The sequence below is a fragment of the Corynebacterium sp. Marseille-P8863 genome, from assembly GCF_946902955.1.
Lineage (GTDB): Bacteria > Actinomycetota > Actinomycetes > Mycobacteriales > Mycobacteriaceae > Corynebacterium > Corynebacterium gottingense.
In genome coordinates, this window is sequence record NZ_CAMPQC010000009.1 from 12,256 (window position 1) to 28,467 (window position 16,212).

At 67.4% G+C, this 16,212-nt stretch carries 15 protein-coding genes and 1 tRNA gene; 8 read left to right on the forward strand and 8 right to left on the reverse strand.

All coding sequences use genetic code 11. The annotated features are described in order from the left end of the window. The first annotated feature begins 359 nt into the window (after positions 1-359). Both OVO38_RS07905 and OVO38_RS07910 read left to right on the forward strand, forming a co-directional pair. A complete protein-coding gene (locus tag OVO38_RS07905) occupies positions 360-716 on the forward strand; it encodes a hypothetical protein (protein WP_095555377.1) in 357 nt (118 codons plus the stop codon). Next, positions 709-2,094 (forward strand): NAD-dependent succinate-semialdehyde dehydrogenase, encoded by a 1,386-nt coding sequence (locus tag OVO38_RS07910; RefSeq protein ID WP_267208174.1) that lies wholly within the window; start codon positions 709-711, stop codon positions 2,092-2,094. The genes OVO38_RS07905 and OVO38_RS07910 overlap by 8 nt, the downstream gene beginning before the upstream one ends. Here the strand turns inward: OVO38_RS07910 and OVO38_RS07915 are convergent. Together OVO38_RS07915 and OVO38_RS07920 are read right to left on the reverse strand one after the other, a co-directional pair. Continuing rightward, entirely contained in the window at positions 2,091-2,849 is a 759-nt protein-coding gene (locus tag OVO38_RS07915) for an HAD-IIA family hydrolase (protein ID WP_095538117.1), read from the reverse strand. The genes OVO38_RS07910 and OVO38_RS07915 overlap by 4 nt on opposite strands. A 20-nt stretch (positions 2,850-2,869) precedes the next feature. Beyond that, on the reverse strand, positions 2,870-3,181 hold the full coding sequence (locus OVO38_RS07920; protein WP_267208175.1) for an acyl carrier protein: 312 nt from the start codon (positions 3,179-3,181) through the stop codon (positions 2,870-2,872). Positions 3,182-3,203: 22 nt separating this feature from the next. Between OVO38_RS07920 and OVO38_RS07925 the strand changes: the two genes are divergently transcribed. Both OVO38_RS07925 and OVO38_RS07930 read left to right on the forward strand, forming a co-directional pair. Continuing rightward, positions 3,204-4,196 carry an alpha/beta fold hydrolase gene (locus OVO38_RS07925; protein ID WP_267208176.1) on the forward strand — a complete coding sequence of 331 codons (993 nt, stop codon included), beginning with the start codon at positions 3,204-3,206 and terminating at the stop codon, positions 4,194-4,196. Positions 4,197-4,198: 2 nt separating this feature from the next. Continuing rightward, positions 4,199-5,125, forward strand: coding sequence for a YPDG domain-containing protein (locus OVO38_RS07930; protein ID WP_267208177.1), 927 nt, complete (start codon positions 4,199-4,201; stop codon positions 5,123-5,125). A gap of 106 nt (positions 5,126-5,231) precedes the next feature. Here the strand turns inward: OVO38_RS07930 and aceE are convergent, their stop codons facing one another. Beyond that, positions 5,232-7,988: a pyruvate dehydrogenase (acetyl-transferring), homodimeric type gene (aceE, locus tag OVO38_RS07935; RefSeq protein ID WP_267208178.1), complete on the reverse strand. Its 2,757-nt coding sequence runs from the start codon at positions 7,986-7,988 to the stop codon at positions 5,232-5,234. Positions 7,989-8,176: 188 nt separating this feature from the next. Between aceE and OVO38_RS07940 the strand changes: the two genes are divergently transcribed. The 3 genes from OVO38_RS07940 to OVO38_RS07950 all read left to right on the forward strand — a co-directional run bounded on the left by OVO38_RS07940 (position 8,177) and on the right by OVO38_RS07950 (position 11,064). Continuing rightward, positions 8,177-8,587 (forward strand): DUF3052 domain-containing protein, encoded by a 411-nt coding sequence (locus tag OVO38_RS07940; RefSeq protein ID WP_095546598.1) that lies wholly within the window; start codon positions 8,177-8,179, stop codon positions 8,585-8,587. Positions 8,588-8,654: 67 nt separating this feature from the next. Next, a tRNA-Val gene (locus tag OVO38_RS07945) sits at positions 8,655-8,727 on the forward strand. A 504-nt stretch (positions 8,728-9,231) separates the two neighbouring features. Further along, complete coding sequence (locus tag OVO38_RS07950; RefSeq protein WP_267208179.1) at positions 9,232-11,064, forward strand: exonuclease domain-containing protein; 1,833 nt, start codon at positions 9,232-9,234, stop codon at positions 11,062-11,064. Here OVO38_RS07950 and OVO38_RS07955 read toward each other — a convergent pair. From OVO38_RS07955 to OVO38_RS07975, 5 genes are read right to left on the reverse strand one after another with little or no spacing between them, the layout of a single operon-like run. Further along, complete coding sequence (locus OVO38_RS07955; RefSeq protein WP_267208180.1) at positions 11,045-12,115, reverse strand: NAD(P)-dependent alcohol dehydrogenase; 1,071 nt, start codon at positions 12,113-12,115, stop codon at positions 11,045-11,047. The genes OVO38_RS07950 and OVO38_RS07955 overlap by 20 nt on opposite strands. A gap of 10 nt (positions 12,116-12,125) precedes the next feature. Further along, positions 12,126-12,842: a hypothetical protein gene (locus tag OVO38_RS07960; protein ID WP_267208181.1), complete on the reverse strand. Its 717-nt coding sequence runs from the start codon at positions 12,840-12,842 to the stop codon at positions 12,126-12,128. A gap of 22 nt (positions 12,843-12,864) precedes the next feature. Continuing rightward, complete coding sequence (locus OVO38_RS07965; RefSeq protein WP_267208182.1) at positions 12,865-13,854, reverse strand: SURF1 family protein; 990 nt, start codon at positions 13,852-13,854, stop codon at positions 12,865-12,867. 11 nt (positions 13,855-13,865) lie between these two features. Continuing rightward, on the reverse strand, positions 13,866-14,366 hold the full coding sequence (locus OVO38_RS07970) for a low molecular weight protein-tyrosine-phosphatase (RefSeq protein WP_267208183.1): 501 nt from the start codon (positions 14,364-14,366) through the stop codon (positions 13,866-13,868). Further along, positions 14,353-15,012, reverse strand: coding sequence for an HAD-IA family hydrolase (locus OVO38_RS07975; protein WP_267208184.1), 660 nt, complete (start codon positions 15,010-15,012; stop codon positions 14,353-14,355). The genes OVO38_RS07970 and OVO38_RS07975 overlap by 14 nt, the downstream gene beginning before the upstream one ends. Positions 15,013-15,047: 35 nt before the next feature. Between OVO38_RS07975 and OVO38_RS07980 the strand changes: the two genes are divergently transcribed. Then, positions 15,048-16,202: a Nif3-like dinuclear metal center hexameric protein gene (locus OVO38_RS07980; protein WP_267208185.1), complete on the forward strand. Its 1,155-nt coding sequence runs from the start codon at positions 15,048-15,050 to the stop codon at positions 16,200-16,202. The last annotated feature ends 10 nt before the right edge of the window (positions 16,203-16,212 follow it).

Sequence of the window (16,212 nt, forward strand, 5' to 3'; positions counted from 1 at the left end):
TACCTTTCCGGGTCTCAAGGGCAGGGTGTTGGTAGACACAGTAGACCCATGATGGAGACGGAGCCCACATTAAGGGGTGGATATGGCAGATCGCGGATCGGTTTAACGAGGCCTCACGGCGCTCACCCTCTACCTCAGCTTGAGCAAATAGGGGGATCAACCTGGGGTTTAGGGTTGCCGGGGTGAACGTCTGTGGCGCAAGATTGGTCGCGTTAAGCCAGAGGCCGTTGGGGAAGACGAACCTCTCGTCTTGCACCCCGCCGGCGCGCCTAGTCACCGCGCCGGAACCCGCCTAGTCACCGGGTGTGGGGTGTTGTTTACCGAAACCGCGAAGCAATCCACGGAAGGTCCCCCACACCATGACTACGACATTGGTCGCGCCGTACACCTCGTTGACTGCGCGCGAAACCACCCACACCCGCCAGCACAGCACCGCTACGGCCACGCTCACGGTGGCTGGGATGGAGGGGCGCTGGAGGCGTGGCGTCGAGAAGCTGCTCTGCGAGCTGCCCGAGGCCCCGACCACGAGCGAGGACGACGCGATCTGGTTTACCCGGTGGCGCCGCGCGGCCGACGGCACGTACGAGTGTCGCGAAACCTTGCGGGCGCCTGCGGAGGCGCTGGTCACGTTCGCCGAGAAGTTGGACGCATACGCAAAATCGCATGGGTTTGTAGCGAGCGTCACGCCACGGTCGTACGATGGGGCGCATGTCTAGTCAGTATCGCGTACAAAATCCCGTAAACAACCAGGTCGTCGAGACCTTCGACTTCATCTCCGACGAGGACCTCGCCACCGCGCTTGACCGCGCCGACGCCGCCTTTGCGCAGTGGCGAGAGGTCAGCTTTGAGGACCGTGCGGCCCTGCTGCACAAGATCGCCGAGCTTTTCGACGCCAAGCGCCCCGAACTTACCCGCATCATCGCCGAGGAAATGGGCAAGCCGCTCGACCAGGGCGAGGCCGAGCTCGACGACGTGGTCAACATCTTCAACTACTACGCGGACCACGGCGCCGAGCTCAGCGCCGACGAGCCGATCGAGCACACCGGCGGCGAGGCTGTGATCCGCAAGGTCCCCACCGGTGTGATCGTTGGCGTCATGCCGTGGAACTTCCCGTACTACCAGGTCGCGCGCTTCGCTGCCCCGACGCTTATGGCGGGCAACACCGTGCTGCTCAAGCACGCCGAGATCTGCCCGCGCTCTGCCGAGGCGATCCAGGCAATTATGGACGAAGCCATCCAGGCCACCGGCGCCCCGGCCCACCTGTACACCAACATCCGCGCCACCCACGACCAGGTCGCGGACCTTATCGCCGACATGCGCGTCCAGGGTGTATCGCTCACCGGTTCCGAGCGCGCCGGGCGCGCCGTCGCCGCGACCGCCGGCCAGCACCTGAAGAAGGCGTTGCTGGAGCTCGGCGGTACCGATGCCTACATCGTCCTGGACACCGACGACGTTGAGGCCGCCGCCGACACCGCGTGGGGCAAGCGCATCGCCAACACCGGCCAGGCGTGCACGTCGAACAAGCGCATCATCGTCATGGAGGACATCTACGACGACTTCGTCGACGCAATGGTGCGCCGCGCGAAGGCGTTTACCCAGGGCGACCCGCTGGACCCGCAAGAGGGCCACTTCTACCCGCTGTCCTCCCGCGACGCCGCGGAGATCCTGGACGAGCAGGTGAAGAAGGCCGTGGAGGAGGGCGCGACGCTGCACGCCGGCGGCGAGCTCACCGGCGAAGGCGCCTACTACACCCCGGCAGTGCTGACCGACGTCCCCGTCGGCTCCGAGTCCTACTACGCCGAGTTCTTCGGCCCCGTCGCCGAGATCTACAAGGTTGCAAGCGACGACGAGGCCGTCGAGGTGGCCAACAACTCCAACTACGGCCTGGGCGGCGCCGTCTTCTCGCAGGACGAGGAGCGCGCGAAGAAGGTGGCCAACCGTGTGGTCACCGGCATGATCCACGTGAACATCCCGCAGGCGCGCGGCCCGGAGCTGCCGTTCGGCGGCGTGAAGAACTCGGGCTTCGGCCGCGAGCTGGGCACCCTCGGCATGGACGAGTTTGTGAACAAGCAGCGCTTCTACGTCGCTGACTAGTCCCCGAACGGCTCGCGGATCCGCCCAACCAGATCCGCGACCGAGTCCACGATCTGGGTGGGGCGGTACGGGTAGCGGGCGATCTCGGCGTCGTCGCTAATGCCCGTGCGCACGAGCACGGTGCGCATACCGGCCTCCATGCCGGACTTGACGTCGGTGTCCATGCGGTCGCCGATCATCACGGTGTGCTCGGAGTGGGCGCCAATGTTGTTCAGCGCCGAGCGCATCATCACCGGGTTCGGTTTGCCCACGTAGTAGGGCTCGCGGCCGGTCACCGCGGTGATCATGGCGGCGACCGCGCCCGTCGCCGGGATAACGCCGCTGGGCCCCGGGCCGGTGAGGTCCGGGTTGGTGGCGATGAAGCGGGCGCCGCCGCGGATCAGGTTGCAGGCTGTGGTCAGCGCTTCGAAGGAATAGGTGCGGGTCTCGCCCAGCACCACGAAGTCCGGGTCCGCCTCGGTGAGGATCCAGCCCATCTCGTGCAGCGCGGTGGTCAGCCCGGCCTCGCCGATCACGTAGGCAGAGGCCTCGCCGGCCTGCTGGGAGAGGAACTTCGCCGTCGCTGTGGCGGAGGTCCAGATCCGCTCCGGCTCAATGTGCAACCCCATCCGCGTCAGCTTCGCGGACAGATCCCGCGGGGTCTGCATCGAATTGTTCGTGAGCACCATGAACGGGATGCCCTCCTCGCGCAGCCGCGCGATGAATTGGTCCGCGCCCGGAATCATGTCGCCCTCGCGGTGCAGGACACCGTCCATGTCGGTTAAGTACGCGACGCTCACTCGTGTTCCTCCAAGTACTCTGCGAGTTGGCCAACAGTCTCGTATTCATCGTAGATCTGCTCGGTCACGCGCGCGCCGAACTCGTCCTCGATCCGGATGGCCAGCTCGACCCGATCCAGCGAGGACACGTCCACGTCCGACAGCCGCGATTCGCGGTGCACGCTGTCCTCCTCGCCGGTGATGCGCTCGATCAGTGCGGCGAGCCGGGAGAACGCGTCGTTGCCTTCGGATTCGGTGGAGGTGTCGGTCGAGGGGGCGTCGACAAGCTTGCCCAAGTCCCCGAGATTGAGGCGTTGTGAGAGTTCCATACCCTCATAATAAGGTGTAAACATGCTGCATCCGCTCGCGTACCTTCGCACCCTCACTCCTGCCGCGCGCCGCAACCTGCTGGACACGCGCGCCAAGCTGCACGACGCCGACGGCGCCTTCGGCCTCAGCTACGAGCGCACGGGCACCACGCTTATCGACGCCACCGCCCACCACCCCAGCGTCCACTGGTACGAAGTCGGCCCGTCCGACCCCGCGGCGCCCACCGTCATCTACGTCCACGGCTTCAACATCTCCGCGGAGACCTTTTACATGCAGGTCCGGGACGTGCGCGAGCAGTGCCCCGAGGTGCGTCAGCTCCTCGTGGACCTGCCCGGCCACGGGCAGAACGCGACCGCGGCACCCGCAACGCTGACCATTGACCACGCCGCCGACGCTTGCGCCGCCGTCCTCCGCGAGCGCGGCGCCACGGGCCCCGTGATTGTGGTGGGGCACTCGCTGGGCGGGCCGGTGTCGCTGTCCATGATGCGGCGCTACGCGGACGAGTTCACCTGGGCCGGCAGTGTGCAGGTGTCCAGCGCCGTCGAGCCGTTCACCATGCAGGGCCTGCCGCAGGTGCTCGCGGGGCCGATCGGCGGGGTGCTGGAGAAGGCGGTGCGCTACACGCCGAGGTTTGCCGAGGGTGTGCGCGAGATCGTCACGGACACCATCTCACCCATCCTGGCGCTGGCATTCTACTTCCGGCCGATGCCGTACGACATCGTGGACTTCCACGCCGCCATGATCCGCGAAACACCCCTGGAGACCTACGCCGGATACTTCCAAGACCTGCTTTCTCACTCCGAGCTGCAAGCAGGTATAGTCCTTTCTGAGATCCCTGGGTATATCCTGGTGGGAGATCGTGATGATGTCACCCCCGTCACCCAGTCGGAGAAGTTGCACGAGATCTGGCCGCGCGCGTACATGCAGGTGTTGCCGGACTCCGGGCACATGCCTCCGCTCGACGCACCCGGTGCCGTCACCACCGCCATCGTCCGCCTGATCCAAGGAGCCTAGCCGTGCTGCGAATCGCCCCCACCTCGGTCACCTGCGCCGTTGCGCTCGCCGTGGGCGCGAGCGCCGTCGTCGCGCCCGCAGCACAGGCCGCCCCGGCTGCCCAGTCGATGAAGGACGCCTACCAGCCCTACGTCTCCGCCGAGCCGCAGGTGGTGCGCACCGTCCCGGGGCAGTGGATCAGCACCTCGGCCTTCTTCGACCTGGAGGGCATGCCCGACGGGGCGACCTGGAAGCTGATCGCGCAGGACAACCTGACCAAGCCGCTGATGACCAAGCGGGAGAAGGACCAGCTGCAGGTCAACCTCACCCATTCGCGCCCCACCCTGGTGCACGCCGGGCCGAACACCTCGGACAAGGTGGACATCCGCATCAACTACCCGGACGGCTCGACTGAGATCGTGCAGGTGACGCCGAAGCTCACGCCCACCAGCGAATACCTTTACGAGCCGCTGTATGACTCGGTCGAGGGCGACCCCGGCCAGAAGCTGACCATCTCGCCGTTCAACCTGTACGAGACGCCACTTGACAGCGACGTGAACAGGTGGCACGTCGAGTCCTCCGAGAAGTGGAACGTGCACGTGGACGAGCACGGGACCGTCACCACGACGATCCCTAAGGACACGGCGTGGGGCTCCGAGTTCGCCGTCACCACTACCTACCCAGACGGGACCACCGACAACACGAAGTTCGTGGTGAGCAACACTGGCAAGGGCGTGAGCACGGGTACGGGTACTGCAGGCACTGCTGGCACCGGGAAGCCGGCGGGGCCCGGGCACACCGGCACCGCGCAGGCGGGTTCCTCAAACGCGCAGGTGGCGGCCCTGGTCATTGGGCTGATTGCCGCTATTGGCGGCGCCGTCGCGTTCCTGCTGCCGCAGCTAGCGGGCATCTTTGGCGACGGCATCACCGTCCCCACGCGCTCGGCGTAGGGTGTGCACCTCCGGCGCGCCTGATGCGCGCGCTGTTTCCTGAAACGCGGGACGCCCCCGCCGCGCGTGGCGCGGCGGGGGCGTGGCGTCGAGAAGCGAAAGCTCCTTACTCGGTGCCGCCATTCGGGTTCGGCTCGGTCGGGTCGTCGATGTGCAGGTCCTTCGCTGCCTGGGCGGCGACGGACTTGTCAATCTTGCCCTCGTTGGCCAGACCGAGGAGGGCGGCGACGGCCATGGACTCCGCGTCGATGTTGAAGTAGCGACGGGCGCCCTCGCGGGTGTCCGCGAAGCCGAAGCCGTCCGCGCCGAGCACGATGTACTGGCCCGGTACGTAGGCGCGGATCTGCTCCTGCAGGCTGGTGGTGAAGTCCGAGGTGGCGATGTACGGGCCCTCGGTCTGCTTCAGCTGCGTGGTGGCGAACGCCTCGCCGACGTCCTCACCCGGGTGGAGCAGCTGCTCCTTGGCAACGCGCGCGCCGTCGCGGGCCAGCTCGACCCACGAGGTGACGGAGTAGATCGCGGCACCGACGTTGTACTGCTCCTGCAGGATCTCCTGTGCGCGCAGCGCCTCCTGCATGCCCACGCCGGAGGCGAGCAGGGAGACGTTGTGCTCCTTCTTCTCGCCCTCGTCGTACAGGTAGATGCCCTTGTGCAGGCCCTCGACGTCCAGGTTCTCCGGGCGGGCCGGCTGGTGGGTCGGCTCGTTGTAGACGGTGATGTAGTACATCACGTTCTCGTCCTCGCCGGAACCCTTGCCGTACATGCGCTCGACACCCTTGGAGATTAGGTACGGCATCTCGTAGGCGAACGCCGGGTCGTAGGTGACCACGGCCGGGTTGGTGGAGGCCAGGACGGGGGAGTGGCCGTCCATGTGCTGCAGGCCCTCACCGGTCAGGGTGGTGCGGCCGGCGGTGGCGCCGATGATGAAGCCGCGGGCCATCTGGTCGCCAGCAGCCCAGAAGTTATCGCCGGTGCGCTGGAAGCCGAACATGGAGTAGAAGATGTACATCGGGATCATCGGCTCGCCGTGGGTGGCGTAGGACGTACCGGCGGCGATGAAGGACGCGGAGGAGCCGTCCTCGTTGATGCCCTCGTGCAGGATCTGGCCCTGCGGCGACTCGCGGTAGGACAGCTGCAGGTCGTGGTCGACCGGCACGTAGTTCTGGCCCTTCGGGTTGTAGATCTTCTGCACCGGGAACCAGGAGTCCAGGCCGAAGGTGCGGGCCTCGTCCGGGATGATCGGGACGACGCGCTTGCCCAGCTCCTTGTCGCGCATCATGGCCTTGAAGGTGCGCACAAGCGCCATGGTGGTCGCGACCTTCTGCTTGCCCGAGTCCTTGAAGATGGCCTTGTAGGTCTTTTCAAAGTCGGCCTGCTCAAGCGGCGTGTACTGTTCGCGGCGCTCCGGCAGGAAGCCGCCGAGCTCCTTGCGACGCTCCTTGAGGTACTTGATCTCCTCTGCGTCCTCGCCCGGGTGGTAGTAGGGCGGCATGTAGGGATCCTTCTCCAGCTCTTCGTCGGAGATCGGGATCTGCTGCTTGTCGCGGAACTGCTTGAGGTCCTCGAGGGTGAGGTTCTTCATCTGGTGGGTCGCGTTGCGGCCCTCGAAGTTGTGGCCGAGGCCGTAGCCCTTGATGGTGTGCGCGAGGATGACGGTCGGCTTGCCCTTGGTCTCCAGCGCGCGCTTGTAGGCGGCGTAGACCTTGCGGTAGTCGTGGCCGCCGCGGCGCAGCGCCCAGATTTCCTCGTCGGTCATGTCCTCGACGAGCTTCTTCGTGCGCTCGTCGCGGCCGAAGAAGTGCTCGCGGACGTAGGCGCCGTCGTTGGCCTTGAAGGTCTGGTAGTCACCATCCTTCGTGGTGTTCATGATGTTGACCAGCGCGCCGTCCTCGTCTTTCTCCAGCAGCTCGTCCCACTCGCGGCCCCACACGACCTTGATGACGTTCCAGCCAGCGCCGATGAAGAAGGTCTCCAGCTCCTGGATGATCTGGCCGTTGCCGCGCACCGGGCCGTCGAGACGCTGCAGGTTGCAGTTGATCACGAAGGTGAGGTTGTCCAGCTCGTACAGCGACGCCATCTGGAGCAGGCCGCGGGATTCCGGCTCGTCCATCTCGCCGTCGCCGAGGAACGCCCAGACGTGCTGCTCGTCGGTGTCCTTGATGCCGCGGTCCTGCAGGTACTTGTTAAAGCGTGCCTGGTAGATCGCGTTCATCGGGCCAAGGCCCATGGACACGGTCGGGTACTCCCAGAACTCGGGCATGCCGTGCGGGTGCGGGTAGGACGGCATGCCGCCCTGCGGACGGGAGTGCTCCTGGCGGAAGCCGTCCATGTCGTCCTCGCTCAGGCGGCCCTCGAGGAACGCGCGGGAGTACATACCCGGGGAGGCGTGGCCCTGGAAGAAGACCTGGTCGCCGCGCTGCTCGGCGTCCTTGCCGTGGAAGAAGTGGTTGAAGCCGACCTCGTAGAGTGCGGCCGCGGAGGCGTAGGTGGAGATGTGGCCGCCGACCTTCACGCCCGGGCGCTGCGCGCGGTGCACCATGATGGCAGCGTTCCAGCGCATCCAACGGCGGTAGCGCTTCTCAATCTGCTCGTCGCCCGGGAACTCGGGCTCCATGGTGGTGGGGATGGTGTTGACGAAGTCAGTCGAGGACAGTGCGGGCAGGTGGACGCGCTTGGCGTTCGCCCGCTCGAGCAGGCGCAGCATGAGGTAACGCGCGCGCTCGGGGTCAGATTCCTCGAGCAGGCCGTCGAGCGAGTCCATCCACTCTTGGGTCTCTTCCGGGTCGCTGTCGTGTAGGTAAGACGCCACACCGTCGCGAATCAGCTCGATGTTTGACGCTTTGGCCTTGTCTTTCTCAGCCACGAGAAATCCTCCCTAAATGGTTGGGCAATGTTTCCTCCCACATTACTTGTTTTTTTGTTTTTGCCCCTGCGCGGGGGGCAGTTGCTTATCGACGCCCCCCTTTTCCCCTTTCACCCCTCACTCCCATCACAACAGATGTAAGCTCTATTGCACTGTCGTTCATTACCAAACATGGAGGAAACAAGACTTTGGGCGCCGCAGGTGTCAACACGTACGCAGACCGCTTGGGTATTCACGCCGACGACATCGTGCAGGAGATCGGCTGGGACGAAGACGCCGATTCCTCCATCTCGGAGGCCATCGAGGACGCGGTCGGCGAACAGCTTCTGGACGAGTCCACCGACGAGCTCTGCGACGTTGTCCTGCTCTGGTTCCGCTCCGACGACGGCGACCTCGTCGACGCGCTCATGGATGCCATCCGCAACCTCGGCGACTCCGGCCGCGTCTGGCTCATGACCCCGGGCGCCTCCAAGCCCGGCGGCGTTCACCCCGGCGAGATCTCCGAGTCCGCCCAGCTCGCCGGCCTGATGCAGACCAAGGCCGACCGCTTCGGCGAATGGCAGGGCTCCTGCCTCACCCCCGCGGGCACCAAGAAGTAGCGTCGAGTCACGGCGTGACCTGCGCGTTAGGCGGCCGTGGCAAGTTCTGCTAACCTCTACCGCTAGCGCGCCGTTAGCTCAGCTGGGAGAGCAACTGGTTTACACCCAGTAGGTCGGGGGTTCGAGCCCCTCATGGCGCACAACCTGAAAGCCGCCTTCCGCCCCCATCCCGGGGCCGGGAGGCGGCTTTCGTCATTCCGGTGCGGGGGTGGGGCGGTGGGTCGCGCGGACGCGCCGCGGGCAGGGCGCCGGAGCGCTCAGTTTTGCAGATACCGATAGTAAGACCCCGATTTCGCTGCTCTGAGCTGCGTTCTCGTCATGCTGGTATCGGTATTTGGCGAAGCGGGGTGTATCCGGGGGTGCACAGCATGTTCAGGGCGCTGCGGGTGTGCCTCGCTCGGGGCTTGTGGGCGCTCAGTTTTGCAGATACCGATAGTAAGACCCCGATTTCGTTGCTTTAGTGCTGCGTTCTCGTCATGCTGGTATCGGTATCTGGCGAAGCGGGGCGCAACCGGAGCACATCAGGGCGCAACCGAGGCGCACCAGGCGCGCGCAGGCGCCCACCCGGACCATGCGCACTCCGCGCTCAGGCCGCCCACTAGCCTGGAGGGAACAGTCGCGCGACGCGGAGGAGGATGTCAGCGGTGGGCCAGGACAGCGGTTATGCGGTCATCGACCTCGAGACCACGGGGTTTGGCAAGTTCGACCGGATCGTGGAGATCGGTGTCGTCCAATTGGGGCCGGACCTGTCGGTGGAGCGGACGTGGCGGACGCTGGTGCAGCCCATGCGTGACATCCCCAACACGCACATCCACGGCATTTCCGCGACCGATGTGGTTGACGCACCGACGTTCGACCAGGTCGCGGACGAATTGCGCGGCCTGCTGCAGGGGCGCACGCCGGTCGCCCACAACGCGTCGTTTGAGAAGCGGTTCCTGCAGACCGAGCTGGCCAGGGCAGGGATGGCCAACTGGGTGCCGGAGGCGTGGGTGGATACGATGCGGCTGGCCAGGGAGTACATGGGCGTCGGTAAGCTGAGCGAAGCTCTCGCGCTGGCGAACATCACGAACAAGCGGGTGCACTCCGCGCTGGCGGACGCCGAGGCCACGGCGGAGCTGCTGCGGTACTTCTACAGCCAGGAGGCGCGGCAGGCGGGCACGCGGATTGGGCAACTTTCGCGCGCACTGCCGTCGAGCGGCGAGTGGGGCGAGGAGACGTATCGGCGCAGGCTGGCGCACGCGCTCAAGGATAAGGAGATCACCCGCGCCGAAGCCCGCCTGCTCGAGGCCGCCGCGACCGGGTTGGCGGCGGAGGACGTCGAGGCGATCAACGAGGAGTTCACCCGGCAGCTCGTCGTCGAGGCCTGGGCCGATGGGGTGATCACCGACGATGAGCGCGCGGAGCTGCTCGCGGTCGCCGAAGCCCTGGGCGTGAACACAGCCGGCCTGCTCGAGGACCCGCAGGCTGTTGACGACGGCGTCGTGCTCAAGCCCGGCGACCGGGTCGCGCTCACCGGCGCGCTGGACATCCCGCGCGACGCGTGGACCGAGCGCGCCACCGCCGCGGGCCTGGACGTAGGCGGGGTGACCAAGAAGTGCGCGGTGCTCGTCGCCGCCAACCCCGACTCCATGAGCGGCAAGGCGCGCAAGGCCCGCGAGTACGGCGTGCCCATCGTGAAGGAGGCGAGGTTTGCCCAGCTCATCGCCGCAATGGGCTCAGGCAGTGCGGGGGCGATTATCGACGCCACCGCCACCGCCCCCTTCTCCTGGCTCACCCCCGAGGACACGCAACGGACGGGCGCGTCGCCGGCGCAGATCGCGGCGCTGTGGATCGCACGCAACCCCGAACGCCCGCTGTACGAGATGTCCGACCACCTCCGCCCGGAGCACCGGCCCGAGGCGACGGGCACTGGGATTGACAAATACCTCGATGGCTGGCGCGAGCAGCACCCGCTGATGCTCAAGGCCAGCGCCGCCGACCTGCTTCAGCTGCGCGGCGTGGGGGAGAAGCGCTGCAACAAGCTCGTGGAGCTCGTCGTGGAGCTCGCCGCCGACGGCGCGCCCGAGCCGGCAGCGCCTAAAGCGCTGGAAGAGCCAGCGCCGGAGCCGCTTCCGCGCCCGGTGGCCACCCCGGTGCCGGGGAGTCCGTACGGGTACTCGGCTGCGGATGAGTTGTTTGAGGACCCGTTGGCGTCGTCAAGCACCCCGTCAAACGCCCCAGCGAGCGCCCCATCGAGCACGGTGACCGTGCCGGACGAGGCACCGCCGGCGAAGAAGCGGAACGGCGCTGCGCGGGTGTGCAAGTGGTCGGCGATCACGATGGCCGTGACCGCCGTGCTGATCATCGTGCTCGGTGCCGGGCTGGGAATGCCGGGCGAGCACCCGGTCGCGATCACGGTCGCGCTCGTGTTCATGGGGGCGGCGCTCAGCACGATCCTGTCCGGGATCGTCGCCGTGATTAAACTGCTGCGGAAGTAGCCTCCGAGAACGTCTCGGTGTCGATGACGAAGCGGAACTTCACGTCGCCCGCCACGACTCGCTCGTAGGCGGCGTCGACGTCGTCCACGCCGATCTTCTCAATCACCGCGCCGATGCCGTGTTCCGCGCAGAGGTCGAGCATCTCCTGGGTCTCGGCGATGCCACCGATGTTGTTGCCGGTCAGGACCTTGCCGCCGCCGACCAGGCTGCCCATGTGTACGCCCAGCTGCTCCGGCGGCAGGCCGACGACGGACATGATGCCGCGCGGCTTGAGGAGCTGCAGGTAGTCATCAAGCGAGTAGTGCGCGGAGATGGTGGACAGGATCACGTCGAACTCGCCGCGGTGGTTGGCAAAGAAGTCCTCGTCCTCGCCGGTGGCCAGCACGTGGTGGGCGCCGAGCTCGTACGCTTCCTTCTCTTTGCGCAGCGAGCGCGAGATCACGGTGACCTCGGCACCCTTCGCGGCGGCGATTTGTACGCCCATGTGGCCGAGCCCGCCGAGTCCGACGATGGCCACCTTGTCGCCCTCCTTCACGTTCCAGCGGGCGAGCGGCCCGTAGGTGGTGATGCCGGCGCAGAGGAGGGGCGCGGCGACGTCGAAATCCAGCCCATCCGGGATCGTGCAGACGAAGTTCTCGTTCACGACGACCTTTTCGGCGTAGCCGCCCTGGGTGATGGTGCCGTCGACGTCCTCGGAGTTGTAGGTGCCCACGTTGCCGTTGAGACAGTTCTGCTCCTGGCCGTTCTTGCACTGCTCGCACTCGCCGCAGGAGTTGACCAGGCAGCCGACGCCCACGCGGTCGCCGACCTTGAACTTGGTCACCTTGCTGCCCACCGCTTCGACCACGCCCGCGATCTCGTGGCCCACGGTGAGCGGGAAGTGGGCCTCGCCCCACTCGTTGCGGATCGTGTGGATGTCGGAGTGGCAGATACCCGCGGCCTTGATGTCAATGACCACGTCGTCTTCGCGCGGGTCGCGGCGCTCGATCTCGACGACCTTGAACGGTGCGTCGGGGCTGACTTTCTGCAGGACTTTGCTGGTGATTGTCATGTCACCAACCCTACGCGTCTGCTTCGGACTCCGCAGCCAGGACCGTGAGCAGGTTGTCAATCGCCGTGTTGCGCTCCGCCGCCCGCGCGGCCGCGGCGGTGACCGGCTTCTTTGCATCCGGGGAGGTGTGCGGCGCGGGGCGGCCGTGCGCAACGCCCGCATCCGTGCCGGTCTCCGGCGTGAGGTAGATGATCGCGGTGTCGCCGTCGGCGGTGGCGAAGAGGGCGGCCTCCCCGCCCGTCGGCAGTGCGGCGGCGATGAGGTCGGGGACCAGCCCGCGCGACCCGTTCACACGGTCCGGCTCCCAGCCGCCGTTTGCCAGGTCGTAGGAGACGTCGACCACGTCCCACTCGCCGAACTGGAGGCGCAGCGTGCCGGCGGTGGCGGAGCCCGGGTCGGGCACGACGGCGAGGTCGCGTAGGTCCGTGCCGGCGGGGTCGCAGATCGCGTGCACGTAGGCCGGCAGCTGCGCGTGCGTGGTGGGGATGCGGGGACCGTCGAGGCCGTCGGAGAAGGTGACGGAGGTGAAGAAGGGGTGTGCGTCGGCGTCGATAAGCGAGAGCACCGTTGTCGCGGGGGCGACGCGGAAGCCCTCGAGGTCGTCGCAGACGCCGTCCTCAACGTCGGCGATCTCGATGCCGGGTGCGAGCGTCAGCCCGGCGCGGCGGAAAAGGTCCAGGTGGGCGGCGAGAATGTCGTGGTCGGTGACGGTCAGTTGCGGTGGCATCGGGATCCTTCCTGCGCCGGGGTCAGCGTTCCTCCTGCCTATCGTAGGCGCGCTGCCACGGGTTGCGCCGACCGTCGCCGTAGCGCGCCCGCGACCGCGCGGGGGCCGGGGGCAATGGGGCATGCTTTTCGACGCCACCCTCACCCTCTCCATCCGCAGACTCGGGGTCGGGCCCGGGGCCGGAGGCGGGGGCGTCGAGGAGCATTTGCTCCTGCTCCTCGCGGAAGCGTCGGCGCTCGCGGGTCTCGGCGACGATGAAGTAGATGAGGCCCGCCGGCGCCATGATGCCGAACGCGATCCACTGCAGGCCGTAGGAGAGGTGGTTGCCGGTCTCGAGCACGGGCAGCGGGATGGCGGTGAGCTCGCCGGGCTGGCCGGAGAGCAGCTGCAGGTAGGGGGCGACCGGCTCGGTGCCGGTGAGCTCGCCGACCTGGGCGGGGGCGATGGAGTAGACCATGTCGTAGCCCTGGTCCTGCATCGGCGCCTTGGAGTGCGTGGGCTCGCCCGCCAGGAGCATGGCTTCCAGCGTGACGTCGCCGGTGGGGGCGGGCGCGATGTCGGGCACCTGGGTGGAGTTCTCGGCGGGGACCCACCCGCGGTTGATCAGGATGGTGGGGCCGTTGTCCAGCGCGAAGGGGGTGAGGACCTGGAAGGCGGGGTTGCGGTCCACGGGGCGCAGGCGCAGCAGCACGGTGCGGTCCAGGTAGTGGCCGGTGGCGGTGACGCGGGCCCACTCGCTGTCTTGGCTGATGGTGCCGTCCGCGCCGAGCAGGTCAGAAAGCGGGACCGGGTCGTGGTCGAACGCCTCGCTGATGTGCTCGTTGCGCTGCTCCAGCGCCTCGTTCTTCCCCAGCTGCCAGGGGGCGAGGAAGGTGAACGCGTAGTAGGAGAACAGGGCGATCAGGATCGCGGCGATGATCCAGCCCGGGTTGAGAAAGGTTTTCCACCACCGCTTCTCGGCGGTTCCGCGCGTGCTGTCTCGTTTCTGTTCTCGTTCCTGTTCGCCCTTCACGCTGGCCTAGTTTAGTCGGTGCGGGGCTGGGACTGAACCCGGTTGCGGACCCAGGCGACGATGCCGTCGGCGGCGGCCTCGATCTGCTCGCGCGTGGTGGTAAAGCCGGCCGGGCCGCCGTAGTAGGGGTCGGCCACCCCGGCGCCCTCGGGCGCGGCGGGGTCGAAGGAGCGGATCAGGCGCACGCGCTGCTCCGGTACGCCGCGCGCGACGAGCTCGGAGACGTGGTTGGTATCCAGGGCGACGATGAGGTCCGCGTCGAAGCGGTCGCCACCGAACTGTGTGGCCCTGTGCTGCGAGCCGTCGTAGCCGTGTGCGGCGAGCTCGGCTTGCGCGCGCTCGTCCGCCGGGCCGCCGACGTGCCAGCCGCCGATGCCAGAGGAGGTGACGCGAACCTCGCCGCCAAGTCCCGCTGCGGTGAGCGCGTCGCGCACGATGACCTCGGCCATCGGCGAGCGGCAGATGTTGCCGGTGCAGACGAAGTCGATGTGCAAGGGGTTAGCAGTACTCACGGACAATGTCCTCCAGTTCAGTCGACGTGTGCGCCACGTAGGTGGCCTGTTCCCATTCTTCTTCGGCGCCGTAGCCCCAGGTCACGGCGATGGACGGCAGGCCGAACTCGGCCGCGCCGGCGAAGTCGTGAATCCGGTCGCCCACCATCACCGGGTGGTACGGGTCCGCGTTGTCCAGCACATGTTGGATGACCTCGATCTTCGTGCTGCGCCCGGCGTCCCAGTTCGCCGCGCCGAGGAAGGCGATGTGCTCAAGCACGCCCGCGCGTTCCAGCGCCAGCCGCGCGAAGTGCTCGCTTTTCGACGTCGCCGTGCACACCTTCCACCCCTCGTCCTTCCACCGGGCGATGAGCTCCGCCATGCCGTCGAAGACGGTGAAGCGCTGCCAGCCCTCGCTGCTCATGTAGTCGGAGTACGCCTGCATGGCACGCTCGACCTGGTCGGGTCCCAGTCCTGCTGCCGCCATGGAGTCGCGCATCGGCGGACCGGGGATGCGGCGGATGAAGTCCTCGGCGGGGCGCGTCGCGCCCACCGCGTCGAGCCCGCGGAGGAATCCTTCGCGGATACCCGGGTAGGAGTCGATGATGGTGCCGTCCACGTCGAGCAGGATGGTGCCCTGCCCGCCGTTGTTTGCTGTATCAATCACGGACCCCAGCATGGCAAATTTGTAGGCTTGGTGCCATGACTGTTGTAGCTGATGTTGTCCGCGCCCTGGAGACCGCCTACCCGCCGCAGCTGGCCGAGAGCTGGGACAAGGTGGGGCTGGTCTGCGGGGACCCGGACGAGGAGGTGACCAAGGTGGCCTTCGCCCTCGACTGCACGCTGGAGGTCGCGCAGGCCGCGGTGGACGCGGGCGCGCAGATGCTTGTGGTGCACCACCCGCTGCTGCTGCGCGGGGTGAGCTCCGTGGCGGCGAACACCCCGAAAGGCAAGGTGGTCCACACCCTGATCGCGGGCGGGTGCGCCCTGTTCGCCGCGCACACGAATGCGGATTCCGCCCGGCCGGGCGTGTCCGACAAGCTCGCCGAGCTGGTGGGCATCACCCCGGGCCGCCCGATCAAGCCCATCTTCCTCGACGGCACCGACCGCTGGGGCGTCCACGTGCCGCCCGCCGACGCCGACAGCGTCAAGCGCGCGCTGTTCGACGCCGGCGCCGGCGCGATTGGCAACTACCGCGAGTGCGCGTTCAGCCACGACGGCACCGGCGAGTTCACCCCCGTCGAGGGCGCCGACCCCACCGACGGCGAGGTGGGCGCACACTTCACCGCGCCCGAGGTCCGCGTCGAGTTCGTCGCCCCCACGCGCCTGCGCGCCTCGCTTATCGACGCCCTCCGCGCCTCCCACCCCTACGAGGAACCCGCCTTCGACGTGGTCCAGATGTCGCAGCCCGCAGGCACGCGCGAGCTGGAGCACGCCTACGGGCTCGGCCGCGTCGGCGAGCTGCCTGAGCCGATGACGCTGCGCGAGTTCACGCAGCAGGTGGCCGACGCGCTGCCGGAAACGGTGTGGGGCGTGCGCGCTGCGGGGGACCCGGACCTGCTGGTGCACCGCGTCGCGGTGTCCTCGGGGGCGGGGGATGGGTTCCTCGGTGACGTCGCAAAGCTTGGCGTTGACGTATACGTGACCTCGGACCTGCGGCACCACCCGGTGGACGAACACCTGCGTGCGGGCGGGCCCGCCGTGATTGATACGGCGCACTGGGCGAGCGAGTTTCCGTGGACGGAGCAGGCGGCGAGTATCGTTGAGCCGCTAGGCGTGCAGACGCAGGTGCTGGACATCCGCACCGACCCGTGGACGGTGTCTGCACATCCCGGGCACCCCGGGGCAGAGAAGTAGAACAAGGGAG

Coding starts and splice junctions, on each gene's coding strand:
- OVO38_RS07925 (WP_267208176.1), top strand. CDS start 3,204: ATGCTGCATCCGCTCGCGTACCTTCGCACCCTCACTCCTGCCGCGCGC.
- OVO38_RS07915 (WP_095538117.1), bottom strand. CDS start 2,849: ATGGACGGTGTCCTGCACCGCGAGGGCGACATGATTCCGGGCGCGGAC.
- OVO38_RS07920 (WP_267208175.1), bottom strand. CDS start 3,181: ATGGAACTCTCACAACGCCTCAATCTCGGGGACTTGGGCAAGCTTGTC.
- OVO38_RS07980 (WP_267208185.1), top strand. CDS start 15,048: ATGACTGTTGTAGCTGATGTTGTCCGCGCCCTGGAGACCGCCTACCCG.
- OVO38_RS07905 (WP_095555377.1), top strand. CDS start 360: ATGACTACGACATTGGTCGCGCCGTACACCTCGTTGACTGCGCGCGAA.
- OVO38_RS07955 (WP_267208180.1), bottom strand. CDS start 12,115: ATGACAATCACCAGCAAAGTCCTGCAGAAAGTCAGCCCCGACGCACCG.
- OVO38_RS07910 (WP_267208174.1), top strand. CDS start 709: ATGTCTAGTCAGTATCGCGTACAAAATCCCGTAAACAACCAGGTCGTC.
- OVO38_RS07960 (WP_267208181.1), bottom strand. CDS start 12,842: ATGCCACCGCAACTGACCGTCACCGACCACGACATTCTCGCCGCCCAC.